Annotated in this window: 23 protein-coding genes; 6 read left to right on the top strand and 17 right to left on the bottom strand. The window is 60.3% G+C overall.

The features are described 5' to 3' along the window. Positions 1–18 precede the first annotated feature (18 nt). Genes AC1D19_RS22595 through AC1D19_RS22580 form a run of 4 tightly spaced genes read right to left on the bottom strand, consistent with a single transcriptional unit; the run spans position 19 to position 3,009 of the window. Entirely contained in the window at positions 19–309 is a 291-nt protein-coding gene (locus AC1D19_RS22595) for a (2Fe-2S)-binding protein (protein WP_477764599.1), read from the bottom strand. Between the two features lie 7 nt (positions 310–316). Further along, positions 317–1,111 carry an ABC transporter permease gene (locus AC1D19_RS22590; protein WP_477755132.1) on the bottom strand — a complete coding sequence of 265 codons (795 nt, stop codon included), beginning with the start codon at positions 1,109–1,111 and terminating at the stop codon, positions 317–319. 6 nt (positions 1,112–1,117) lie between these two features. After that, positions 1,118–1,987 carry an ABC transporter permease gene (locus AC1D19_RS22585; protein WP_477755131.1) on the bottom strand — a complete coding sequence of 290 codons (870 nt, stop codon included), beginning with the start codon at positions 1,985–1,987 and terminating at the stop codon, positions 1,118–1,120. Further along, on the bottom strand, positions 1,984–3,009 hold the full coding sequence (locus AC1D19_RS22580; protein WP_477755130.1) for an ABC transporter ATP-binding protein: 1,026 nt from the start codon (positions 3,007–3,009) through the stop codon (positions 1,984–1,986). The genes AC1D19_RS22585 and AC1D19_RS22580 overlap by 4 nt, the downstream gene beginning before the upstream one ends. 244 nt (positions 3,010–3,253) lie before the next feature. On the opposite strand from AC1D19_RS22580, the gene AC1D19_RS22575 reads away from it, so the two are divergent. Continuing rightward, positions 3,254–4,090: an IclR family transcriptional regulator gene (locus AC1D19_RS22575; protein ID WP_477764598.1), complete on the top strand. Its 837-nt coding sequence runs from the start codon at positions 3,254–3,256 to the stop codon at positions 4,088–4,090. Between the two features lie 81 nt (positions 4,091–4,171). On the opposite strand, the gene AC1D19_RS22570 is transcribed toward AC1D19_RS22575, so the two are convergent. Together AC1D19_RS22570 and AC1D19_RS22565 are read right to left on the bottom strand one after the other, a co-directional pair. After that, positions 4,172–4,924, bottom strand: a complete 753-nt coding sequence (locus AC1D19_RS22570; RefSeq protein WP_477764597.1) for an anti-sigma factor family protein — start codon at positions 4,922–4,924, stop codon at positions 4,172–4,174. Beyond that, complete coding sequence (locus tag AC1D19_RS22565; RefSeq protein ID WP_151214457.1) at positions 4,921–5,427, bottom strand: RNA polymerase sigma factor; 507 nt, start codon at positions 5,425–5,427, stop codon at positions 4,921–4,923. The genes AC1D19_RS22570 and AC1D19_RS22565 overlap by 4 nt, the downstream gene beginning before the upstream one ends. A 158-nt stretch (positions 5,428–5,585) precedes the next feature. Between AC1D19_RS22565 and AC1D19_RS22560 the strand changes: the two genes are divergently transcribed. After that, a complete protein-coding gene (locus AC1D19_RS22560; protein WP_477764596.1) occupies positions 5,586–6,671 on the top strand; it encodes a catalase family peroxidase in 1,086 nt (361 codons plus the stop codon). Next, positions 6,668–7,213 carry a cytochrome b gene (locus AC1D19_RS22555; RefSeq protein WP_477755125.1) on the top strand — a complete coding sequence of 182 codons (546 nt, stop codon included), beginning with the start codon at positions 6,668–6,670 and terminating at the stop codon, positions 7,211–7,213. The genes AC1D19_RS22560 and AC1D19_RS22555 overlap by 4 nt, the downstream gene beginning before the upstream one ends. 103 nt (positions 7,214–7,316) lie before the next feature. On the opposite strand, the gene AC1D19_RS22550 is transcribed toward AC1D19_RS22555, so the two are convergent. Both AC1D19_RS22550 and AC1D19_RS22545 read right to left on the bottom strand, forming a co-directional pair. Next, positions 7,317–8,468 (bottom strand): M14 family metallopeptidase, encoded by a 1,152-nt coding sequence (locus tag AC1D19_RS22550; protein WP_477755124.1) that lies wholly within the window; start codon positions 8,466–8,468, stop codon positions 7,317–7,319. A gap of 484 nt (positions 8,469–8,952) precedes the next feature. Next, complete coding sequence (locus AC1D19_RS22545; RefSeq protein WP_477755123.1) at positions 8,953–9,294, bottom strand: DUF6124 family protein; 342 nt, start codon at positions 9,292–9,294, stop codon at positions 8,953–8,955. A gap of 129 nt (positions 9,295–9,423) precedes the next feature. Between AC1D19_RS22545 and AC1D19_RS22540 the strand changes: the two genes are divergently transcribed. Then, positions 9,424–10,071: a LexA family protein gene (locus tag AC1D19_RS22540; RefSeq protein ID WP_477755122.1), complete on the top strand. Its 648-nt coding sequence runs from the start codon at positions 9,424–9,426 to the stop codon at positions 10,069–10,071. Positions 10,072–10,110: 39 nt separating this feature from the next. Here AC1D19_RS22540 and AC1D19_RS22535 read toward each other — a convergent pair whose 3' ends face one another. Genes AC1D19_RS22535 through AC1D19_RS22520 form a run of 4 tightly spaced genes read right to left on the bottom strand, consistent with a single transcriptional unit; the run spans position 10,111 to position 15,675 of the window. After that, positions 10,111–12,066, bottom strand: a complete 1,956-nt coding sequence (locus AC1D19_RS22535) for an acetyl/propionyl/methylcrotonyl-CoA carboxylase subunit alpha (protein WP_477764595.1) — start codon at positions 12,064–12,066, stop codon at positions 10,111–10,113. Then, positions 12,066–12,878 (bottom strand): gamma-carboxygeranoyl-CoA hydratase, encoded by an 813-nt coding sequence (locus AC1D19_RS22530; protein ID WP_108219087.1) that lies wholly within the window; start codon positions 12,876–12,878, stop codon positions 12,066–12,068. The genes AC1D19_RS22535 and AC1D19_RS22530 overlap by 1 nt, the downstream gene beginning before the upstream one ends. Positions 12,879–12,891: 13 nt before the next feature. Then, positions 12,892–14,499: a carboxyl transferase domain-containing protein gene (locus AC1D19_RS22525; protein ID WP_056724065.1), complete on the bottom strand. Its 1,608-nt coding sequence runs from the start codon at positions 14,497–14,499 to the stop codon at positions 12,892–12,894. A 12-nt stretch (positions 14,500–14,511) separates the two neighbouring features. After that, complete coding sequence (locus tag AC1D19_RS22520) at positions 14,512–15,675, bottom strand: isovaleryl-CoA dehydrogenase (RefSeq protein ID WP_008031893.1); 1,164 nt, start codon at positions 15,673–15,675, stop codon at positions 14,512–14,514. A 262-nt stretch (positions 15,676–15,937) separates the two neighbouring features. Between AC1D19_RS22520 and AC1D19_RS22515 the strand changes: the two genes are divergently transcribed. Continuing rightward, on the top strand, positions 15,938–17,635 hold the full coding sequence (locus AC1D19_RS22515) for an AMP-binding protein (protein ID WP_477764594.1): 1,698 nt from the start codon (positions 15,938–15,940) through the stop codon (positions 17,633–17,635). Between the two features lie 691 nt (positions 17,636–18,326). Here AC1D19_RS22515 and AC1D19_RS22510 read toward each other — a convergent pair. The 3 genes from AC1D19_RS22510 to AC1D19_RS22500 form a co-directional block, all read right to left on the bottom strand. Continuing rightward, positions 18,327–19,226 carry a hydroxymethylglutaryl-CoA lyase gene (locus AC1D19_RS22510; RefSeq protein WP_477764593.1) on the bottom strand — a complete coding sequence of 300 codons (900 nt, stop codon included), beginning with the start codon at positions 19,224–19,226 and terminating at the stop codon, positions 18,327–18,329. 147 nt (positions 19,227–19,373) lie between these two features. Then, entirely contained in the window at positions 19,374–19,775 is a 402-nt protein-coding gene (locus tag AC1D19_RS22505; protein WP_007992801.1) for a MerR family transcriptional regulator, read from the bottom strand. 149 nt (positions 19,776–19,924) lie between these two features. Beyond that, a complete protein-coding gene (locus AC1D19_RS22500; protein WP_477755012.1) occupies positions 19,925–20,860 on the bottom strand; it encodes a LysR family transcriptional regulator in 936 nt (311 codons plus the stop codon). Positions 20,861–21,024: 164 nt separating this feature from the next. Between AC1D19_RS22500 and AC1D19_RS22495 the strand changes: the two genes are divergently transcribed. Further along, a complete protein-coding gene (locus tag AC1D19_RS22495; RefSeq protein ID WP_477764592.1) occupies positions 21,025–22,254 on the top strand; it encodes an acyl-CoA dehydrogenase in 1,230 nt (409 codons plus the stop codon). An 82-nt stretch (positions 22,255–22,336) separates the two neighbouring features. Here the strand turns inward: AC1D19_RS22495 and AC1D19_RS22490 are convergent, their stop codons facing one another. Continuing rightward, the gene (locus AC1D19_RS22490) at positions 22,337–23,677 is read right to left on the bottom strand and encodes a substrate-binding domain-containing protein (protein WP_477764591.1); all 1,341 of its coding nucleotides are present in this window, start codon (positions 23,675–23,677) and stop codon (positions 22,337–22,339) included. A 141-nt stretch (positions 23,678–23,818) separates the two neighbouring features. Continuing rightward, positions 23,819–24,631, bottom strand: coding sequence for an exodeoxyribonuclease III (xthA, locus tag AC1D19_RS22485; protein WP_477764590.1), 813 nt, complete (start codon positions 24,629–24,631; stop codon positions 23,819–23,821). Positions 24,632–24,715 lie beyond the last annotated feature (84 nt).

Below are 24,715 nucleotides of genomic sequence, written 5' to 3'. Positions count from 1 at the left end.
TACAGATGGAATGTTTATTCATAACGATCGCCCCGGTTCGCGGCAGACCTGCTGCCCGGCTTCGAGCAGCGTCGAGCAGGCGCGCACCCGGCGACCATCGCCCAGTCGCACCCAGCAATCCTGACAGGCCCCCATCAGGCAGAAGCCGGCGCGGGGTTCGGCACTGAAGTCGCTGCCGCGCAGGTGTTCGCTGCAAGTCAGCACGGCGGTCAGCACGGTATCGCCGAGCAAACCGCTGGCGCGATGGCCGTCGAGGGTAAAGTCCAGGGCCGGGCGGTCAGCTTCGGCCAGTCGTTTCAGCAGAGCCATGGCGCCCTCATTGTTTACCCACCAGAACCCGATCCAGGCCGTAGACCCGATCAAGCAGAATCATCGTCAGTGCGGTCAGCGCAATCACCAGTGCCGACACCGCCGCCATCATCGGATCGATGGACTCAGTGGCGTACACGTACATGCGCACCGGCAGGGTTTGTGTGGCCGGCGAGGTGACGAAAATCGACAGCGTGACTTCGTCGAAACTGTTGATGAACGCCAGTAGCCAGCCACCGGCCACCCCCGGCAGAATCATCGGCAGGGTGATCTGGCGGAACAGCGTGAAGCGCCCGGCGCCCAAGGATTGCGCGGCGTGTTCGGCGCTGCGATCCAGGCCAATGGCCGAGGCCAGCACCAGACGCAGCACATACGGTGTAATCACCAGCACATGGGCGAAAATCAGCCAGACGAAGCTGCCATTGACACCCAGCAACGCAAACAGGTGCAGCAACGCCACACCAAGTACCAGGTGCGGAATGATGATCGGCGACAGAAACAGGCCGTTGAGAAAGTCTCGACCGGGAAACTCGAACCTGGTGATCGCCAGCGCGGCGGGCACCGCAATCAGCGTCGCCAGGGTGGCTGCACCGAACGCCAGGATCAGGCTGTTGTAGAACGCATCGACAAAATCGGCACGCTCGAACACCGCGCGAAACCAGCGTAGAGAGAACTCCGTGGTCGGCAGGCTCAGGGTGTTTTCCGGGGTGAAGGCCACAAGGCAAACCACCACCAGCGGCGCCATCATGAACACCACCACCAGGGTATGAAACAGCAGGGCGAAAGGACCGTTCCTGGACATGACGAATTATCCCAATGACTTCTTGTAGCGGCCTTCGATCATGCGATTCCACGACAGCATGATCAGCAGGTTGATGAGCAGCAGAGCCACGGCAATAGTCGCGCCCATGGGCCAATTGAGCTCCGATAGGTACTGGTCGTAGATCAGCGTGGCAACCATCTTCAGCCGACGACCGCCGAGCAGGCCGGGGATCGCGAATGAGCTGGCGGCCAGGCCAAACACGATCAATGTGCCGGACAACACACCAGGCATGACCTGTGGCAGCACGACTTGGCGAATCACCGTGAAGTGACTGGCGCCCAGCGACTGCGCGGCTTGTTCGGCGGCGGGATCGAGTTTCTGCAGCGAGGTCCAGACCGGAATGATCATGAACGGCAGCATCACGTGGACCAGCGCAATCACCACCGCGAACGGCGTGTAGAGCAGCTTCATCGGCGAGCCGCCGAGGGCTTGCAGGGTCTGGTTGACCAGGCCGTCGGCGCCGAGCAACAGGCTCCAGCCGAAGGCGCGCACCACCACCGAAATCAACAGCGGAGTGAGGATCAGAATCAGGAAAATCGAGCGCCAGGGTGTGCCCATGCGACTGAGGATGTAGGCCTCGGGCACGCCGATCAGTACGCAGAGCAAAGTGGTCAGGGCGCTGATCCACAAGGTGCGCAGAAAGATCTCGTAGAAATATGGATCGCCCAGCAGGTTGCTGTAGTGCTCGACAGTGTAGGCGTCGCCGTTGATCCCCGAGCTGTAGTCGAAGACGTTGAACGACAGCACCAGGGTCAATCCCAGCGGGATGATCAACAAGCAGAGGTACAAGGCCAGGGCCGGTGCAGACAGCCAATACCCCTGGCGTCCCTGGTGGATGGCGGTGAGCGTACTCATGCTGGCACCTCGTCGACACTCAGCACTCGCAGCAGCGCCGCGTCCCAGTCCAGACCGACTGCAGTGCCTTCGTTCAACGGCGCAGAGCCATCGTTGCGGCGCACCACGCAGAGTTCGCCCAGGCTCGTCCCGACGCCGTACAGCCATTGGCTGCCGAGGAAAAACCGACTGACGATCTTGCCTTGTAAACGACCGTGGCCGGCATCGCGCAGATCGATTTTTTCCGGCCGCAGGCTCAGGGTCAGATCGCCTTTGCCAACACCGCACACCTGAACCACACCGGCACCATTGCGCTCGCCGGGCAGCAGATTGGCCTTGCCGACGAATCCGGAAATGAACTCGGTGCGCGGGTGTTCGTAGAGGGTGTAGGGCGCGTCGATCTGGGTGATGCGACCGGCCTGCATCACCACGACACGGTCGCTGATGGACAGCGCCTCCGACTGGTCGTGGGTGACCATCAGCGTGGTGATTGCAACTTCGCGCTGGATGCGGCGGATCTCGAATTGCATCTCTTCGCGCAGATTGGCGTCGAGGTTGGACAGTGGTTCATCCAGCAAAAGTACCGGCGGCTGAATCACCAGGGCGCGGGCCAGGGCGACGCGCTGGCGCTGGCCACCGGAAAGCTCCCGCGGGTAACGCTCGGCGTGCTGATTCAGGCGCACCAGTTTCAGAACCCGGTCGACTCGCTGCTGGATATCAGCGTTCGCCACCTTGCGCATGCGCAGGCCGAAAGCGACGTTGTCCTTGACGGTCATGTGCGGGAACAGCGCGTAGCTCTGGAATACCACCCCCAAACCGCGGCTGGCGGGTTTGGCGTGGGTGATGTCGCGGCCATCGAGCACGATGCGCCCGCTGGTGACTTCGACGAAGCCGGCAATCATTTGCAGAGTGGTGGTCTTGCCGCATCCCGAGGGGCCGAGCAAAGACACGAATTCACCTTTCTCGACCGAGAGGTCGGTGGCGACGACGGCGTCGATTTCGCCGTAGCGTTTGCAGAGTTTTTCAAGTTGCACAAAAGCCATGACTGCGCTCCACCTGAGATTGTTATGCGTCACCCAAAGGCGCGCTTTTTTGTATGGGCAGATACGAAAAGATGTTGCCGGGGTGCGTGGCGCTCGACTTGAGTCGGCTGCCGCTGTTGTTCGAATCGCCCCTGTCTGGACGCAGAGTAGGACGAAGACTAGGATGGGCTCAATGGCCTATTTCACTGAGGCGATGACTATTTTAAGTTTTATTCGATCAGTAAATTAATAATCGGAAAACAAGATGCAGGATTCCATTGAGCGGAATGAAAGCAAAAGTGAAGTCGGTGTCGGCGCGGTCTCAAGACTGTTTGCGGTACTGCGAACACTGGGTGATACCGTCGAGGGCGGCGAGCGGGTGACGCAACTGGCGCAGCGCATCGGCTTATCGCAACCGACGACGCATCGGTTGCTGCGCAGCCTGATGGACGAGGGCATGGTCGAGCAGGATGGGCGCAGTAAACGCTATCGCCTGAGCCTGGATTTTTTCGCGCTGGCGGCGCGTGCGGGCAACACCGGAAACTTGCGCGAACTGGCACGGCCGGCGCTGCTGCGACTCTCGGCTTCGCTGGGTGATTCGTTGTTTTTGCTGGCGCGCTGCGGCTTTGATGCGATCTGTCTGGACCGCAGCGAAGGGCCGTTCCCGATCCGTACCTTTACCGGGGATATCGGCGGGCGTGTGGCGTTGGGCGTGGGTCAGGGCAGCCTGGCGATTCTGGCGTTCCTGCCGGAGGAAGAGCGCGACACCGTCATCCATTACAACTTGCCGCGCCTGAAAGACTTCCACCTGTATGACGAGGTGTTCCTGCGCTCGGAAGTCGACAACGTGCGCGCCCTGGGTTACGCCGGGCGCAATACCGGCGTGCTGCAGGGCATGGCCGGGGTGGCCGTGCCGATTCTCGATCGTGAAGGTCGCGCGGTGGCGGCGTTGAGTGTGGCGACCGTGAGTGACCGATTGGGCCCGGATCGCCTGCCGACGGTGGTGGACATGCTCAAGCGCGAAGCGGCGCTGATCGGGCCGCGGATCAATCCGTTCGACCCGCTACTGCGCCGGCCTTCGCAGGTGTTTGGGCAAGGATGAAAAGATCGCAGCCTGCGGCAGCTCCTACAGGTTCATGTGTACATCTGTAGGAGCTGCCGCAGGCTGCGATCGTTTGATCTGTCAGAACTGAGTGGTCTGTTTGAGCATCCGCGCCGCGGGTGTATCCGCCGGGCTGACCATCGCATAGTTGTAGCCGCTTCCCGACCAGTACTCGGCCTGCAACTCGCCATCACTGCGACTGCCCCTCGGCAACATGTAGTTTTTCGGCCCTGGCGGGCGCACGTAGAAACTGACTTTCTGCCCGCCCTGGTTCTCGTAGACCACCATCGCCGCCGGGCCTTGCTCGGTGCTCAGCAGGCGCCCGCTGACCGGTTTGAAACCGGCATCGGAAAGGTCGGGCAGGCGATTGGCCTGAGTGAAATAACGGTCGAGCCAGCCTTGCATATCACCGTCCTCGCCGACGTTGTAATCGGCCGGGAGGATGCCTTGCTGGGCAATCAGGCGATAGGCCTGTATAGCGTCGGCCATCGGTGCCGGGGCGCTGGCCAGGGTCATTTCCCGTGCTTGCCAACCGCTGAAACCGCCGACACTGACTGCGATCAACAGCACCGCCGCGCTGGCCAGGTGCCGACGGGACTGGCGTTTCAGGTGTTGGCGAATCACGGCTGGATCGAGGTTCGGATTGACCGGTTGCTGCAAGGCGCCACCGAGGGCCGCGCGCAGTTGCTGGGCGTCCAGTTGCCAGGCGCGCACTTGTGCGGACATTTGCGGATTGCTCGCCAGAAAAGTCTCTACCAGGCGTCGGTCGGCGTCGCTCAGTTGGTGATCGACATAGGCGTGCAGGTCACGCTCGCTGGGGGGCATGCTGATCATTTGAGTCTCCGCAGGGAAGGGCGGTTGATTTCGCCATCACTGAGTTGGCGCAGGGCCTGGCGAGCCCGGGACAGGCGGGACATCACGGTGCCGGTGGGTACGTCGAGAATCCCGGCGACCTCTTTGTAGCTCAGGCCTTCCACCGACACCCAGAGCAGCAGCGCGCGTTGCTCGGTGGGCAATTGATCGAAAGCGCTGAGGGTCGATTGAGCGATAACGGTGCGCTCCACCGAGGGCTGGGCATCGTCACGCCCGGTGAAGAATTCGAGCATGCGCGCATAGCGCCGGGAGCGACGGTGCGCATCGAGAAACTGCCGGTAGACAATCGAGAACAGCCAGGCGCGCAAGTCGCCCTCGGCGCGTTTGCCGCTCCAACTCGACAATGCCCGCTCCAGGCTCGCCTGCACCAGGTCGTCAGCGCTGCTGGTGTTGCGCGTCAACGACACGGCGAACCGTCGCAATCTTGGAATGATTTCCCTCAGTTGTTCGTCGATATCGTTCATGAAGTTCTGACTGGTCGCTACGCTTGGGACTAGGAAGACGTCCGGTACTGGAGGTTATTCCACGTCAGAAAAAATAAACATCGCGCGTGGGAATAAACCTGCATGCGGTTCGTCTGCTTGATTCTTCTCACTTGTGGCCGATGGCCCTGGAGTCTTTCATGGTAGATCGATCATCACCGCCAACCCGGCCACCCTTGAGTGCGGCGAGCCTGACGTTGCGTCTGGCCGGCATTGCCGTGGTCGTTGCGGCCGTGGCTGGGGCGTTTGCCTACGTCAACGGTACCTTCGACCCACAGCGCCTGACCCCGAAGAAACTGATCAACGTGCTGGAAACCAATAACGGCGTGCATCAGGGTTTCCGTCGCAACCATTCCAAAGGCGTGTGCGTGATCGGGCATTTCGAGAGCAGCTTTGATGCGCGCAGCTATTCCACCGCTCAAGTGTTCAACGAAGCGCGGACGCCGGTGGTGGGGCGTTTCGCCTTGCCGGCCGGTAACCCTTACGCGCCGGACAGTGCTGTGCCGATCCGCAGCATGGCCTTGCGCTTCACCCAGGCCAACGGCCAGCAGTGGCGCACCGGGATGAACAGCATGCCGGTGTTTCCGGTGGGCACGCCCGAGGCGTTCTATCAACTGCAAAAAGCCCAGTCGCCAGACCCGACCACCGGCAAACCGGACCCCAAGGCGGTACCGGCGTTTTTTGCTTCGCACCCGGAAGCCGCACCGTTCCTGGCCTGGATCAAGACCGCCAAGCCGTCGGCCAGTTACGTGACCGAAAACTACAACAGCGTGAATGCGTTCTACCTGGTCAACGCGGCCGGCCAACGCCAGGCCGTGCGCTGGAACATGGTGCCACTGGCCCAGGACGCACCGGGGGGCACTGCACCGGAGGGCAATGATTTCCTGGAGAAAGACCTGGTTCAGCGAATCGCCGCCGGCCCGTTGCGCTGGCAGTTGAACATCACCCTGGCCAACCCCGGCGATCCGGTCAACGACGCCAGCAAGGCCTGGCCCGAAGGGCGCAAGGTGTTGAATGCTGGCACCCTGGTGCTTGAAAAGACTCAACCGCAACTCAACGGTGAATGCCGTGACATCAACTACGATCCGCTGGTGTTGCCTGCCGGGATCGAAGGTTCCGACGACCCGTTGCTCGCCGCCCGTTCAGCCGGTTACGCCAATTCCTACCTGCGTCGCACCAGCGAAGTAAGCCAGTTGCCCGCCGCCAAACAGGAGGGCCAGCAATGAGCAACCAACCGAACCACTTCGCCCCGCTGGCGCGCCTGCTGCACTGGCTGATGGCGCTGATGATCATCGCGATGCTGTTTATCGGCGCCGGCATGGTCGCCTCGGTGTCCGAGCGTCATGAATGGCTGATTCATCTGCACAAACCCTTGGGCATCGCGATTTTGCTGTTGGTGATCGTGCGCCTGGTGGTGCGTTTCTCCACCACACAGCCACCATTGCCGGCGGACTTGCCGGGTTGGCAGGTGCGGGCGGCCAAGGCGTCGCATGTGTTGCTGTACGCCTTGATGCTGGTTCTGCCGCTGCTGGGCTGGGCGATGATTTCGGCGTCGGGCGAGCCGGTCATGCTCAGCAGTTCGCTGCAACTACCGTCAATTGTGCCGGCGAACGCGCAGGTGTTTGCGTTTTTGCGCAAGGCGCACGGGTATCTGGCGTATCTGTTGTTTCTGACTGTGTTGCTGCATTTGGCGGCGGCGTTGTTTCACGGTTGGGTGCGTCGCGATGAGGTGCTGGACAGTATGTTGCGGGGTAAGGATCGCGGATAATAGCCGGGCGAAAAAAGATCGCAGCCTGCGGCAGCTCCTACAGGGAAACGCATTCCAATGTAGGAGCTGCCGCAGGCTGCGATCTTTTGATCTTGAAGGGCAATTAACGCAGGCTATCGACCATCTCGGCCACGGTGGTCAGCACATCCTTGCCCAATTGCTTCGAACGTTTGCCCGACCAACCGGTTTCCGCGTTCGGGTGGTCGTCGTGATCCTTGAACGGCATTTCCAGGGTCAACGACAGGCAGTCGTACTTCTGCCCGACGCTGTTACAGGCCAGCGTCATGTTGGCCCGGCCCGGTTCGTCGCGGGTGTAGCCGTACTTGGTCTGGAAGTCTTTGGTGGTGTGCTTCAGATGACTGCGGAAGTGCTCCTCGAGCTTTTCGATTCGCGGCGTGTAACCGGGGTTGCCTTCGCAACCGGCGGTGAATACGTGAGGGATTTCCTCGTCACCATGGGCGTCGAGGAACATGTCGACGCCGTACTTTTCCATCTGCTGCTGAACGAACAGGACTTCCGGGCTGATTTCCTGGCTGGCGCTCTGCCAGGCGCGGTTGAGGTCCTGGCCCATGGCGTTGGTGCGCAGGTGGCCGTGGAAAGCACCGTCCGGGTTCATGTTTGGCACCAGGTACAGGTCGGCGCTGGCCAGCAGTTTATTCAGCACAGGGTCGTCGTGTTTTTCCAGGCGTTCGATCACGCCTTCCATGAACCACTCGGCCATGTGCTCGCCCGGATGTTGCTGGGCAATCATCCATATCTTGCGTCGGCCTTCGGCCCCGGTGCCTTTGCGCAACAACTGAATGTCGCGACCTTCGACACTTTTGCCGGTGGCCAACAGTTCGGTGCCGGCCTTGGTCAGTGCCTGCTCGATCAGCCAGTCGTGGCGACCACGGCTGTAGGGTTCGAAGTAGGCGAACCAGGCGTGGGTTTGCTCGGCTTCAAGGCTGAAACGCAGGCAGTCGCCTTCGAAAATGGTCGGTACGCGGAACCAGTTGACGTGATCGTAGGACGCCACCGCCTGATAACCGGTCCAGGCTTTGTTATAGGAGGATTGGCTGGCATTGTTCAGGCGAAACCAGTGCTCCTGGCCAACATGCAGGCCGCTGGCCTTGAAGTGGAACCACTGGAAATGCGGACTGCGGGTGTCCGGGCGAATGGCCAGAAGCGGTTTGAGCGGGTCGCTGATGTCGATGACTTGGATGTTGCCGCTGTCGAAATTGGCACTGATGTCGAAAGAGGATTTAGCCACGCTCATAATCGGGTCCTGAATATGATTTTTATGGCGGCTACTTTACACGCAAGAGTGGGGTGAAACCGAGGGAAATTGCGGGGTGCAGGGGTGGGGGCGTCCTCCTTGACGCTGTCGCAGCTTAGAGGCTATGCGATTGATTCTCAAGTGCTATCTGCCACTGGTTTGAACCCATGATTCCGGGCTTCTCTTGCCAACTGGCATTCTTTTGATATCATCCGCGCCATCGAATTTGCGGCACCCAAAGACTTCATTAGCCTGAAGCCAAAAGCCAGAAAACTGGCAAAAAAAGACCCGGCAAAAAGCCGGGTCAAAAACCGTGATTAGCCTGATGAGGAGATAGTCCAGGAGACCGACCTAAGGTCACCTGGTCCATCGACTGATCTCGCGATCAGCTGATGCAATAATAATCATTCTCGTTTGCAAGTCAAACGTTTTTACCTGCGCGATAGGAAAATTCTTTCCTGTCCTCTCTAATCGCCTTTTCACCTCAACCGTTTTCATACTTCTCCAGCGATCGATCGACCATCGCCTTGGCCATGTCGATCATGTGCACCGTCGAAAATGCCAGGTCGCGGTTTGCGCCTTGCAGGTGATTGGCTGATTCGTACGCGGTGGCGGCAGCACAGCGCAACAGGTCCAAAGCATGGACCAGCGCCTCTTCGCCGCTGATGTTGCGGTTCACATCAAAAAAGCGCGGTTCGGTCACTTCCTCTGAAATAGCTGGTTTCAAGTAATAGTCCAGCGCGCGTTGTGCCGCCGCTGAGCCCTGGGGCGAGGTGAGGGTGGTGTCGATTTGCATGTCCGACAGGTCATTGGTGGGTGGGTTCATGGCGATGGCAAGCTCCGTGTTAGATTCAGATCCGTGAATTGATCCTAATACGTAATGTATTTGTGACGATAATTTAAATACTACAATATGTGTTTTGATGGCCGGAGTTGCCCACGTATCGTGCCGCACATGGATAAATGGATTGAATTGGTCAAGGCCAAGATGAGTGAACTCAAAATCACTCAAGAGATACTCGCCGAGCGCCTCGGGATGTCCCAGGGCGGCATTGGCCACTGGCTCAACAAACGTCGTGAACCCGGCATCGAAGACATGAACCGTGTCCTGCAGGCGCTGGGTCTTGAGTTTCTCGAAGTGGCGCTGGTAATCCGGGAACCGCAGGCGTCAACGGACGACGAAATCCCTTTGACACAGAAGTACAATCCGTACTTCCGCTACCCGGTCAGTGACTGGCGCGAACCTGTCGAAGTGCGCGATGGCGAGGTCGCGGTGTATGGGAAAGGGCACTTTGAATTGTCCGATTATCACGCGCAGGGACCGGCATTCTGGTTGAGAGTGTCAGGTGATGCGATGACCGCACCCACTGGCATCAGTATTGCGGAAGGCATGCTGATCCTGGTGGACCCGGCGGTGGACGCCGAGCCTGGCAAACTGGTCATTGCCCAGTGGCCGGGCAGCGCCGAAGCCACGTTCCGCAAGCTCATCGAGGAGGGCGGGCAGCGTTATCTGGTACCGCTCAATCCGACGTATCCGAAAGCCTTGTACGCCGAAGATTGTCGAATCATCGGCGTAGTGGTTCAGGCAACAGCCAGGTTCTGATCAGATCGGTCCTCGCGATGCGCAGGACCGATCTTCATTTCACGCTTCTTCCAGTTCAACCAGTGCACTGCCTTCGCTGACCATCTCGCCTTCCTGACAATACAGCGCCTTGATCACCCCGGCATGGGGCGCGCGAATGCTGTGCTCCATCTTCATCGCTTCCAGTACCACCAATTGCGCCCCGGCTTCGACCGATTGCCCGGCGTCCACCAGCACGCGCACGATGCTGCCGTTCATCGGTGCGGTCAGCCCGCCATGATGGCTGTGGCTGGCCTCGACGGCGCTGATCGGGTCGTAAGCCTCGATACGGTGCAATTCGCCATCCCACTGCAAATATACGTATTCGCCACGGCGTATAGCGCGGTGTTGACGACGCACGCCAGCATGCTCGGTCAACAGTTGCTCGCCCTTGAGCAGTGCGCTGTGGGCATCGACGTCGCCCAAGGTCAACGCACGGTCCTGGCCTTCACAACTCAAGTGCAGGGTGATTTCTCTCGGCAAACCGGCACGCAGCCCGTTACGCGCCGCCCACGGTGAACTCGGGTCATCGGCGCGGGTTGCAAGCGCCTGGCTCTGGGCAAACGCCTGGGCGGCGGCTTGCCAGAACTCATCGCTGAGGTCCGCTGGCACCGGCAGCAACTGTTCCTGGTAGCGCGGAATGAATCCGGTATCCAGTTCGGCAGCGGCAAATGCCGGGTGGCCGATGATGCGCCGCAGGAAGTTGATGTTGGTCTTCAGGCCGCCGATGGCGAATTCTTCGAGCATGCTCAGCAGGCGCAAGCGCGCCTGTTCACGATCTTCGCCCCAGGCAATCAGCTTGCCGAGCATCGGGTCGTAGAAGGGCGAAATTTCATCGCCCTCTTCAACGCCGCTGTCCACCCGACGCCCAGGCCCTTGGGCGGATTCGCGATATAGCTCCAGACGACCGGTCGCCGGCAGGAAATCATTGCCCGGATCTTCGGCATACAGTCGCACTTCGATCGCGTGCCCCACCAGCGGCACCTGGTCTTGCGTCATCGGCAACGCTTCGCCGCGTGCCACGCGAATCTGCCAGGCCACCAGGTCGAGGCCGGTGATGGCTTCGGTGACCGGGTGTTCCACTTGCAGGCGGGTGTTCATTTCCATGAAGAAGAACTCGCCCCGCGCATCCAGCAAAAACTCGACGGTGCCGGCACCGACATAACCGATGGCCTGCGCTGAACGCACAGCGGCTTCGCCCATGGCGCGTCGCAGCTCCGGGCTCAGGCCAGGTGCCGGCGCTTCTTCGACGACTTTCTGGTGACGGCGCTGAATCGAGCAGTCGCGTTCGTTGAGGTACAGGCAGTTGCCGTGCTGGTCGGCGAACACCTGGATTTCCACGTGACGTGGTTTAAGCAGGTACTTCTCCACCAGCATCCGCGAGTCGCCGAACGACGATTGTGCTTCGCGCTGGGCTGAGGCCAGGGCTTCGGCCAGTTGGCTGACGTCCTCGACCACTTTCATGCCTTTGCCGCCGCCACCCGCGGTGGCCTTGAGCAGCACCGGGTAGCCGATGCGTTCGCAGGCGGCGCGGAAGGTTTCCAGGTCCTGGGCTTCGCCGTGATAACCGGGCACCAGCGGCACGCCAGCGGTTTCCATCAAGGCTTTGGCCGCGGACTTGCTGCCCATGGCGTCGATGGCCGAGGCGGGCGGGCCGAGGAAGATCAGGCCGGCGTTTTCGATGGCGCGGGCGAAACCGGCGTTCTCCGACAAGAAGCCGTAGCCGGGGTGAATCGCCTGGGCGCCGCTGGCCTTGGCGGCGGCAATCAGTTTGTCGATCTGCAGATAGCTGTCGGCGGCTTTGCTGCCACCCAGGTCGACGCGAATATCGGCTTCGCGGCTGTGCCGGGCGTCACGGTCGGTGGCGCTGTGTACGGCCACGGTGGTCAGGCCCAGGGCCTTGGCGGTGCGCATCACCCGGCAAGCGATTTCGCCACGGTTGGCCACCAGCAGGGTGGTGAGGACAGGTGCGCTCATCAGCGGGGCTCCTTGGTGGATTCGGCTTGCCAGCTCGGCGGACGTTTTTGCAGGAAGGCACGCAAGCCTTCCTGGCCTTCAGGGCTGACGCGAATGCGGGCGATGGCGTTTTCGGTGTAGCGACGCAATGCCGGGGTCAGTGAGCCGTCGCCGACTTCGCGCAGCAGATCCTTGCTGGCGCGCATGGCCGCCGGGCTGTTGAGCAGCAGATTGTCGATCCACTGTTCGACTTTCTGTTCCAGCTCGGCACTTGCATAACTCTCCGACAACAAACCGATTTCCCGAGCCCGTTGCCCGCCGAAACGCTCAGCGGTCAAGGCATAGCGACGGGTAGCGCGTTCGCCAATGGCTTGCACCACGAACGGGCTGATCACCGCCGGTGCCAGGCCGATGCGTACTTCCGAGAGGCAGAACTGCGCGTCATCGGCACCGATGGCCATGTCGCAGCAACTGATCAGGCCCAGTGCGCCACCAAAGGCTGCGCCTTGCACCACCGCCAGGGTCGGGACTTTCAGCTTGGCCAGGTTGTACATCAACTCTGCCAGTTCCCGGGCGTCATCGAGGTTGGTGGCGTAATCGAGTTCGGCCGATTGCTGCATCCAGGCCAGGTCGGCGCCGGCGCTGAAATGCTTGCCGCGACCGCGCACGATCAGAAATCGCAGGCTGGCATCGCTCGCGACTTTGTCGAGGGCGAGGATCAGTTCACGGATCATTTCGGCGTTGAAGGCGTTGTTCTTTTCTTCACGGCTGAGCCACAGGGTGGCAAAACCCCGAGGATCGCTCAGCAGTTCGAGGGTGTTGAAGTCGCTCATGTTCTTCTCCCGATCACATCCGGAACACGCCGAAGCGGCTCGGTTCGATTGGCGCGTTCAACGACGCGGACAAGGCCAGGGCCAGTACGTCGCGGGTCTGGGCCGGGTCGATGACACCGTCGTCCCACAGGCGCGCGCTGGAATAGTAGGGGTGACCCTGTTCTTCGTACTGGTCGAGGATCGGTTGCTTGATCTCGGCTTCCTGCTCGGCGCTGAAACCCTGGCCACTGCGCTCGGCCTGCTCGCGCTTGACCTGCACCAGCACGCCGGCCGCCTGTTCGGCACCCATCACGCCAATACGCGCATTTGGCCACATCCACAAAAAGCGCGGATCGTAGGCGCGACCGCACATGCCGTAGTTACCGGCACCGAAGCTGCCGCCGATGATCACCGTGAATTTCGGCACCTTGGCGCAAGCCACCGCCGTCACCAGTTTCGCGCCGTGCTTGGCGATGCCGCCGGCCTCGTACTTCTGGCCGACCATGAAACCGGTGATGTTTTGCAGGAACAGCAGCGGGATGCCGCGTTGGCACGCCAGTTCGATGAAGTGCGCGCCTTTCTGCGCCGCTTCAGCGAAGAGAATGCCGTTGTTGGCGAGGATTGCGATCGGGTAACCGTGCAGGTAGGCAAAGCCGCAAACCAGCGTGGTCCCGAACAGCGCCTTGAACTCGTCGAACACCGAACCATCCACCAGCCGCGCAATCACTTCGCGCACGTCAAACGGTTGCTTGGCGTCGGCCGGGACCACGCCGTACAACTCGTCACTGCTGTAGAGCGGGGCGATCGGAGTGCGTTGCTGAACCTCACCTTGCTTGCGCCAGTTGAGGTTGGCGACGCTGCGTCGGGCGAGCGCGAGTGCGTGCTCATCGCTCTCGGCGTAATGGTCGGCCACCCCGGAAATCTTGCAGTGCACATCGGCCCCGCCGAGATCTTCGGCACTGACCACTTCACCGGTCGCGGCTTTCACCAGCGGCGGGCCGGCGAGGAAGATCGTCGCTTGTTCGCGGACCATGATCGCTTCGTCGGCCATCGCCGGTACATAGGCGCCACCAGCGGTGCAGGAACCCATGACCACGGCAATCTGCGGAATGCCCATGGCGCTCATGTTGGCCTGATTGAAGAAGATCCGCCCGAAATGCTCGCGGTCCGGGAACACTTCATCCTGACGCGGCAGGTTGGCACCGCCCGAATCCACCAGGTAGATACACGGCAGGCGATTTTGCTGAGCGATGGTTTGCGCGCGCAGGTGTTTTTTCACCGTCAGCGGGTAGTACGAGCCGCCTTTCACGGTGGCATCGTTGGCGACGATCATGCATTCGACGCCCTCCACACGGCCGATCCCGGCAATCACGCCAGCGGCGGGGACGTCTTCGCCATACACCTCGTACGCCGCCAGTTGGCTGATTTCGAGGAACGGCGAACCCGGATCGAGCAAGCGGTTGATGCGCTCACGGGGCAGCAGTTTGCCCCGCGAGGTGTGGCGTTCTTGCGCCTTCGGGCCACCACCTTGCGCCACTTGGGCGAGCAGGGTGTGCAACGCGTCGACCTGTTTGAGCATCGCCGCGCTGTTGGTGGCGAACTCCGCTGAACGGGGGTTGAGCTGGGTATGCAGGGTAGCCATGGGCAGCTCCGTTTAGCGGGTTTCGTTGAACAGTTCGCGACCGATCAGCATGCGTCGGATCTCACTGGTGCCGGCACCGATTTCGTACAGCTTGGCATCACGCAGCAGACGACCGGCCGGGAATTCGTTGATGTAGCCGTTGCCACCGAGAATCTGGATCGCGTCGAGGGCCATTTGTGTGGCGCGTTCGGCGCTGTAGAGGATTACCCCGGCGGCGTCCTTGCGCGTGGTTTCGCCGCGCTCGCAGGCCTGGGCCACGGCGTACAGATAGGCGCGGCTGGCGTTGAGTTGGGTGTACATGTCAGCGACCTTGCCCTGGATCAGCTGGAATTCGCCGATACTTTGGCCGAACTGCTTGCGGTCGTGGATGTACGGCACGATCAGGTCCATGCACGCCTGCATGATCCCGGTCGGGCCGCCGGAGAGCACGACGCGCTCATAGTCGAGGCCGCTCATCAGTACCTTCACGCCGCCGTTGAGTACGCCGAGGATGTTTTCTTCAGGCACTTCGACGTCATCGAAAAACAGTTCGCAGGTGTTCGAACCGCGCATGCCGAGCTTGTCGAACTTGTTGCTGCGGCTGAAGCCCTTCCAGTCGCGCTCGACGATGAAGGCGGTGATGCCGTGGGGGCCCTTTTCCAGGTCGGTCTTGGCGTAGATCACGTAAGTGTTGGCGTCCGGACCGTTGGTGATCCAGGTCTTGCTGCCGTTGAGCACGTAGTGATCGCCGCGCTTGTCGGCGCGCAGTTTCATCGACACCACGTCGGAACCGGCGTTCGGCTCGCTCATGGCCAGCGCGCCGATGTGCTCGCCGCTGATCAGCTTGGGCAGGTATTTCGATTTCTGTTCGTGGTTGCCGTTGCGGTTGATCTGGTTGACGCAGAGGTTGGAGTGGGCGCCGTAGGACAACGCCACCGAGGCCGAGCCACGGCTGATTTCTTCCATGGCCACCACGTGGGCCAGGTAACCAAGGCCGGCACCGCCGTACTCTTCCGGCACGGTAATGCCCAGCAGGCCCATGTCGCCGAACTTGCGCCACAGGTCGGCGGGGAACAGGTTGTCGATGTCGATCTGAGCGGCGCGCGGGGCGATCTCTTTGGCGACGAAGGACTGAACCTGATCGCGCAGCATGTCGATGGTTTCACCGAGGGCAAAGTTCAGGGATGGATAGCTCATGGGTCACCTTTTGGCTTTTTTGTCGGTTGGTGAGACTGTCAATGGGTTCTCACCTTTACGTTAACGTAAGCCTGTGACGAATGGCTGTCAATCACCCTTTACGTTAACGTCAACTTAGGTGATTCTGTAGGAGCGAGCTTGCTCGCGATGGACGTCAACGATAACGCGTGTTGTCTGGATAAACGCGGTGCCCTGACGTTCTTCGTCGGAACGCCGCCCGGAGCAAGCTCGCTCCTACAGAATAAAGACAATAGGGGTCGTCATGGATCAACCCAGTGCAAGCCCGCAACGCAGTTACACCCGTGGTTCACAGGACAAAGCCTTGCTGGCGATGACCATCGGCCAGGCGTTCGATAACACCGTCGCGCAATACCCGGACGGGGAGGCGCTGGTGGTGCGCCATCAACAGCTGCGTTTGAGCTGGCGGCAATTGGCCGAGGTCGCGGACCTGCACGCCAGAGCGTTGCTGGCGTTGGGGCTGCAGACGGGTGACCGCCTCGGCATCTGGGCGCCGAACTGTGCGCAATGGTGCATCAGCCAGATTGCCACGGCGAAAATCGGCGTGATCCTGGTCAATATCAATCCTGCGTATCGCAGTTCCGAACTCGAATACGTACTCAAGCAATCCGGTTGCCAATGGCTGGTGTGTGCCGGGGCCTTCAAGACCTCGAACTATCACGCGATGCTGCAAGGCCTGGTGCCGGAGTTGGCCGGGCAATCCATCGGCAAGTTGCAGAGTGAGCGGTTGCCGGAGTTGCGTGGCGTCATCAGCCTGGATGCGCAGCCGCCGAGCGGTTTCCTGCCGTGGTCGCAATTGGCCGGTCTGGCGGGCAGCGTGACGGTCGAGCAACTGCATGAGCGCCAGGACAGCCTGCATTTCGATCAACCGGTGAATATCCAGTACACCTCCGGCACCACCGGTTTCCCCAAGGGCGCGACCCTCAGTCACTACAACATTCTCAACAACGGCTACATGGTCGGCGAAAGCCTGGGCCTGACGGCGGCCGATCGGCTGGTGATCCCGGTGCCGCTGTATCACTGCTTCGGCATGGTCATGGGCAACCTCGGCTGCATCACCCATGGCAGCACGATGATTTATCCAAACGACGCGTTCGATCCATTGCTGACCCTCAGCACCGTGGCCGACGAAAAAGCCACGGCGCTGTACGGCGTGCCGACCATGTTCATCGCCATGCTCGATCAGCCTCAGCGTGCCAGGTTCGACCTGTCGAGCCTGCGCACCGGGATCATGGCGGGCGCAACCTGTCCTATCGAGGTGATGCGCCGGGTCATCAGCGAAATGCACATGAGCGAAGTGCAGATTGCCTACGGCATGACGGAAACCAGTCCGGTGTCATTGCAGACCGGTCCTTCAGATGACCTGGAGCTGCGCGTGACCACCGTCGGCCGCACCCAGCCACAACTCGAAAGCAAGATCATCGACGAAGCGGGCAACCTGGTGCCACGGGGCACCATCGGTGAGCTGTGCACCCGCGGTTACAGCGTGATGCTCGGCTATTGGAACAACCCCGAAGGCACGGCGGAAGCCATCGACCAGGCCGGCTGGATGCACACCGGCGACCTGGCGAGCATGAATGACGAGGGTTACGTGTGCATTGCCGGGCGCAACAAGGACATGATCATCCGCGGTGGTGAGAATGTTTACCCGCGGGAGCTGGAAGAATTTTTCTTCACTCATCCGGCCGTTGCGGATGTTCAGGTGATCGGTATTCCTTGCTCGCGCTACGGCGAAGAGATCGTCGCCTGGATCAAGTTCCACCCCGGCCACAGCGCCACCGAGCAAGAACTGCAAGCCTGGTGCAAGGAGCGCATCGCGCACTTCAAGACGCCGCGCTACTTCAAGTTCGTCGAGGAGTTTCCGATGACGGTGACTGGCAAGATCCAGAAATTCCGGATGCGCGAGATCAGTATCGAGGAGTTGCGTAGCAAGCAGGTCTGACGAAGGCCGACTGTAGGAGCGAGCTTGCTCGCGAAGAACGTCAACGATAACGCGTGCAGTCTGGAAATGCGCGGTGCCCTTGTGTTCTTCGCGAGCGAGCTCGCTCCTACAAAGGGCTGCGGAAATCTTAAATGCCAGACAGCACAAAGGGGAGCCGAAGCTCCCCTTTAATTTCGTTGCGCGTGCTCTTTTTTTATTATTGAGGGTCGGCCTGTTGTTGTTTTTGGCAACCGTTGCCCTTTACCGCTGTTTTTGGCGATCCCCATCCGGGATCAAGAGCAAACGTATTTTTTTGAGCGCTGATCTACTTTTTCGCTGAGCGATCCAACCAGTACGGGAGCTACCTGAAGGTAGTTTTATTATTCTCTGTCTGGTTGCGGGTAACTCCGAAAAGCACCCTGAAAAGCACATCTTCTCCAAAAAAATCTGTTAGCTGCGTCTCTGCCGTGTTGTTTTTGTTATGTCAGAGTCGTTACGTCTTGTTTTTATTAGGTTTGCCGCAATTTTTTTATTCTTGTTGTGCGATAGAGATAGCAGGAGCCATGCCAACTTTTTAAAAGCCTTTAAAATCAACGATTTGGAGAGTTGTGAGGTTTTTCGCTTCAGGCAAAACCCCACATTTTGTTTCCGTGTTACTCGCTTGCGCCCACGTTTCAGACACAGCGGTAACACCCGGACACACTCAGCACACTCACTGTGCGCTGCGAGCCTTGGCCACGCGGGAACCGGTAGGGCGACCCAGTACGGTACAAATCTGTTGACCGGCAACCATCAAGGCGTCGAGGTCGATTCCGGTGTCGATGCCCAGGCCGTTGAGCAGGTAAACCACGTCTTCGGTCGCGACGTTACCGCTGGCGCCCTTGGCATAGGGGCAGCCGCCCAGGCCGGCGATGGAGCTGTCGAACACCGAGATGCCCTCCAGCAGGCTGGCGTAGATGTTGGCCACAGCCTGACCGTAGGTGTCGTGGAAGTGCCCGGCGAGTTTTTCCCGGGGCACATCCTTTGCTACGGCTTCAAACATCTTGCGGGTTGCGCCAGCGGTGCCGGTGCCGATGGTGTCCCCCAGCGAGACCTCATAGCAGCCCATGGCATACAGTTCACGTGCGACCACGGCGACTTGCTCCGGGGCGACGTTACCTTCATAGGGGCAGCCCAGCACACAGGACACATAGCCGCGCACGGTAATTCCGTGTTGTCTGGCGGCGTCCATGATCGGCGCGAAACGCTCCAGGCTTTCGCTGATCGAGCAATTGATGTTGCGTTGGGAAAACGCCTCTGAAGCCGCCGCGAACACGGCCACTTCCTTGACCCCGGCGGCGAGGGCATCTTCGAAACCGCGCAAGTTGGGAGTGAGTGCGCCGTAGACCACACCCGGTTTGCGCTGGATCTGCGCGAAGACTTCGGCGGAGCCGGCCATCTGCGGTACCCACTTGGGCGACACAAAACTGCCGACTTCTATATAGCCAAGTCCGGCTGCGGTCAGTGCATCGACCAGTTGTACCTTGTCGGTAACACTGATGGGCCGGGCTTCGTTTTGCAGGCCGTCGCGTGGGCCGACTTCGACAATGCGTACGTGGGTGGGGAGGGGCATAAGGTTCGACCTGTGCTGATTGTCTGAATGTGCAGTGATCCCTGTAAGAGTGAGCCTGCTCGCGATGGCGGTAGCAAATTCAACGCTGATGTCGACTGCCCCGGCGCTATCGCGAGCAGGCTCACTCCTACAGGGGATTTTGTAGGCCTACTGAACTGATTCCTGGCTTTTGAGCGTCTGCTCCAGCGCCTGTACGCAGCGCTCCTCGGCAGTGTCCAGTTCCAGTTTCATCTGTTCGATGTCCAGCAACTGCTGTTCAAGCTGCTCACGGCGCTCGCTGATTTTCGCCAGCATGCTGTGCAACTGCTTGGTGTTACCGCTGGACGGGTCGTAGAGCTCGATCAGTTCGCGGCATTCAGCCAGCGAGAAACCGATGCGCTTGCCCCGCAGGATCAGCTTCAGGCTGACCTTGTCGCGGGGTGAGTAAATACGTTCCTGGCCACGACGCTCAGGGCTGAGCAGGCCTTGCTCTTCATAAAAGCGAATGGCCCGGGTGGTGATGTCGAGCTCGCGGGCGAGATCGGAAATGCTGTAGGTCTGGCTGCTCATGGACGCGCTCGCAAAAGGTCATGGCGCTAAGCTAATGGCAGGTTGACGTTTACGTCAAGGGAGAAAAGATCGCAGCCTGCGGCAGCTCCTCCCCGGGATTTGTATTCACCCTGTAGGAGCTGCCGCAGGCTGCGATCTTTTGATTTTTCTCAAACCGGTTGTTTATCCAGTTTTCTCTCCTGCGCCGTCACCTGCTGGCACAACTCGATCATCTGCTCGCGCATCCAGCGGTTCGCCGGGTCCTGGTCGGTGCTTTCGTGCCAGTAAAGGTGGGTTTCCACTGGCGGCACATCGTTGACCGGCAGATAAAAGGCGTGCAGGTCGTTACGCCGGGCGAAGCGTTCCGGCACGGTCATGACCATGTCCGTCTGTTGCAGCACTTGCGAAGCCATCAGGTAATGCTGGGAGCGCAGGGCGATCTTGCGCTGGATGCCCATCTTGCCCAACGCCAGGTCGACATAGCCGAGGCCGCTGCGGCGGCTGGAAATATGGATGTGGGTCAGGCCCAGGTAATCATCCAGGGTGAGTTTCTCCTTGCCCGCCAGCGGATGCCCCTTGCGCATGGCACACACGTAGCGGTCTTCCATCAATTTGACGTGGCGCACCTGCGGGTCGGTGTTGAGCGGTGCATCGACCGCGAAGTCGAGCCGACCGGCCGCCAGCTCCTTGGTGGTTTCACGGCGTTTGGACAGGAAGCTTTCGATGATCACCGTCGGCGCCAGGCGGCGCAGGCGCTGGAACAGCGGCGGCAGGATCACCGCTTCGGTGAGGTCGGTCATGCTGATGCGGTAGGTCTTGACCGCTTGCTGCGGGTTGAAAATGCGGCTTTCCTGCACCGATACGCGCAGCAGCGAGAGGGCGTTGCGCACCGGGCCGATGATGTTCTGCGCCATCGGCGTGGGCACCATGCCCTGGGCGGTGCGCACGAATAGCGGGTCGTTGAAGGTCTCGCGCAGACGCGCCAGCGCGTTCGACACCGCCGGTTGGGTGATGCCGACGATTTGCCCGGCGCGGGTCAGGTTGGCTTCGGTGTAGATCGCGTCGAAGACGATGAAAAGGTTGAGATCGACCTTGCTCAGATTCATTACGCGGCTCTCTTATTGTGTGGGCGGACTGACCTTGACGATCAGCCGATCATATATCGGTGATGAATGTTTATACACGCCGAGAATAGGCTAGGTAAATTATCAACGCTGTTCTAGCATCGATACATGACCTAAACAACCTCCCCCAAGAAGGTATCTTGCTCATGGATTTCGCTTATTCGCCCAAGGTTCAGGAACTGCGCGAGCGCGTGACTGCGTTCATGGACACCTACGTTTATCCCGCCGAAGCCGTGTTCGAGCGCCAGGTCGCCGAAGGCGATCGCTGGCAGCCGACCGCGATCATGGAAGAACTCAAACTCAAGGCCAAGGCCGAAGGCCTGTGGAATTTGTTTCTGCCTGAGTCCGAACTGGGTGCCGGCCTGACCAACCTCGAATACGCGCCGCTGGCGGAAATCATGGGCCGCTCGCTGCTGGGGCCAGAGCCGTTCAACTGCTCGGCACCGGACACCGGCAACATGGAAGTGCTGGTGCGTTACGCCAACGAAGAGCAGAAACAACGCTGGCTCGAACCATTGCTGCGCGGCGAGATCCGCTCGGCCTTCGCCATGACCGAACCGGACGTTGCGTCCTCCGACGCCACCAACATGGCTGCCCGTGCGGTGCGCGATGGCGACGAGTGGGTGATCAACGGCAAGAAATGGTGGACCTCGGGTGCTTGCGACCCGCGCTGCAAAATCCTGATTTTCATGGGGCTGAGCAATCCTGACGCGCCACGCCACGCCCAGCACTCGATGATTCTGGTGCCGGTGGATGCTCCCGGCGTGAAGATCGTGCGCCCGCTGCCGGTGTTCGGTTACGACGATGCACCTCATGGTCACGCCGAAGTGCATTTCGAAAACGTCCGGGTGCCGTACGAAAACGTCCTGTTGGGCGAAGGACGCGGCTTCGAAATTGCTCAAGGTCGCCTTGGCCCGGGCCGGATTCACCACTGCATGCGTTCGATCGGCATGGCCGAGCGCGCACTGGAACTGATGTGCAAGCGCTCGGTGAGCCGCACCGCATTCGGCAAACCCCTGGCGCGGCTGGGCGGTAACGTCGACAAGATCGCCGACTCGCGGATGGAAATCGACATGGCACGCCTGCTGACGTTGAAAGCGGCGTACATGATGGACACCGTCGGCAACAAAGTGGCCCGTAGCGAGATCGCGCAGATCAAGGTCGTCGCGCCAAACGTTGCGTTGCGAGTGATCGACCGGGCGATCCAGATTCATGGCGGGGCAGGGGTTTCCAACGATTTCCCGCTGGCCTACATGTACGCGATGCAGCGTACCCTGCGCCTGGCCGACGGCCCGGACGAAGTGCACCGAGCGGCGATCGGCAAGTTCGAAATCGGCAAGTATGTGCCGAAGGAGATGATGCGTAGCGGGCATTAAGAAAAGTTAAAAGATCGCAGCCTTCGGCAGCTCCTACAGGATACGCGTACATCTGAAGGAGCTGCCGAAGGCTGCGATCTTTTCAGTACACCCAAACCTCAACCCGCCGATTCCTGATCCTTCCCTCATCGGCGTTATTGGCCGCCACTGGCATTTCGGCACCGAATCCACGAATCTCGCGAAACACCACGCCGCTCTTCACCAACTCCCGCCGTACCGCCATGGCCCGCAGTTTCGACAACAGATCGGCACGCGTCGGGTCGCTCTTGGCATCGCCAAACCCTACCAGCGTCACTTGCCCAGACATTTTGTCTTGCTGCTTTATATAGTCGAGCACTCGCGTCAGGTCTTGCCGCGCCTTGTTGTCCAGGCTGGCACTGCCTTCTTCGAAGCGAAAATTCACCGACAATCGCTGGGCATGCCGACTCAGCGCCTGATACCCCTCGGGCATCAACGCATTGGGGGTGACGGCCATGGCCTGGACGGTTTGTGCAATAAAACCGTTGGCCGCGACGATGGCCTGGCCATTGCTGCTTTGAGCGAAGGCCACTAGCGCGTAGGCCCAGGGATTTTTGCCGTTGGGTGGCAGGTAGAAGAACAACCGGCGGGACAGCGGATAGTCTTCCGTGGCAATCAGGCTGTTGAGCGGCAACATGGCTTGCGATTGCCCGTCGACAATGGCCACGGCTTTGGCCTGGCGCACATAGGGTAATCCGATAAATCCGATGCCTTGCGGGTCGGCGCTGACCGCATCGGACAGTTGCTCGCTGGACTCGAAGCGTTTTGCCGTGCTGCTCAGAGTTTTCCCACGGCTACTGAGGACCAGTACCTTGAAAGTGTCGAAGGTCCCGGACTGATCATCCCGTGCATACAGATGAATCGGCCCGCCGCTGCTACCTATGTCTTCCCAGGTTTTCACCTCACCACTGAAAATGCGCGCCAGTTGCACGGTGTCGAGTTGGTTCAGCGGATTGTCCGGATGAAGGATGATCGCCAGGCCATCGATGGCGATGACCTGTTCGGCGCTCGGACTTTTCAGGTCACCGAGGGATTGCAGGCTGGCCAGTTCGCTGTCCCTGATCGGGCGCGACGAGGCGGCAAGATCGGCACTGGCGGTTTTTAGCGCGGTGAAACCGGTGCTGGAACCATGGGCCGCCACCTCCACCACGACCCGCCGGCCTTGAACGGTTTCACCGACAATGCGCAGTTCGTTGGCGGTGTCCGAGACTTCGCGGTGAATCCTGCGCAGGCCTTGTTCACTCATCAGGCCCTCGACCAGCGCCGGTCCCAATGCCGCGCCAATGGTGTTGGAACCCTGGATGCGCAGCACGGTGCCGTGTTCGGGTGTCGGCAAGTCGCCGGCCGGGGCCGCCTGCGGCAAGCCCATGCACAGCATCAACAGGAACAGCACGCGCAGCATCATGCCGGCACCTTACATAGCCAAAGGAGGTGCCGGGAGATTAAGTCAGTAAGGTTTCCGAAAAATGACAGGCAAAAGATCGCGGCCTGCGGCAGCTCCTACAGATATATGTAGGAGCTGCCGCAGGCTGCGATCTTGTGCTTTTTAGCTCAATTCAAGCCAGATCGGCGCATGGTCCGAAGGTTTTTCCATGCCGCGCAGTTCGTAGTCCACCCCTGCGGCTTTCACCCGTGGCAGCAAGCCGTGGGAGGCGAGGATCAGGTCGATGCGCAGGCCACGCTTGGGCTCGTCTTCGAAGCCACGGCTGCGGTAGTCGAACCAGCTGAAGGTGTCGCTCACTTTCGGGTTCAGGTGCCGGAAACTGTCCACCAGGCCCCAGTTCTTCAGGCGGGCCATCCACTCGCGCTCTTCCGGCAGGAAGCTGCATTTGCCGGTTTTCAGCCAGCGCTTCATGTTGTCCGGGCCGATGCCGATGTCGCAGTCTTCCGGGGAAATGTTCACATCGCCCATCACCACCAGCGGCTGGTCGTTCTTGAACTGGCTTTCCAGCAATTGCTGCAAGTCGCTGTAGAAACGTTCCTTGGCCGGGAATTTGGTCGGGTGGTCGCGGTTTTCGCCCTGTGGGAAATAACCGTTCATGATGGTCACCGGCGCACCATTGGCGTCGGCGAAGGTGCCCCAGATGAAGCGTCGTTGGGCGTCTTCTTCGTCGGTGGCGAAACCCTTGTGCAGGGCCAGCGGTTCCTGGCGCGAGAGCAGGGCGACGCCGTAATGCCCCTTTTGTCCGTGGAAATACACGTGGTAGCCCAGTGCTCTGACTTCATCGAGGGGAAACTGGTCGTCGTGGACCTTGGTTTCCTGCAAGCCGATCACGTCAGGCTGGTGTTTTTCGATCAGCGCCGCCAGCTGATGGGGGCGGGCGCGCAGCCCGTTGATGTTGAAGGAGACGATCTTCATGGTCGGCAGTCCTGGCAAAAGGGCGATGCTAGCTGACATGTGGGAATCGGGCCAGTGTGGGGTGAGGGGATTTAATGTGTTCTG

This window comes from Pseudomonas sp. P1_C12 (assembly GCF_056406435.1).
The sequence above is the reverse complement of the archived record's forward strand: the minus strand, read 5'-3'. Positions and strand labels throughout refer to the sequence as shown.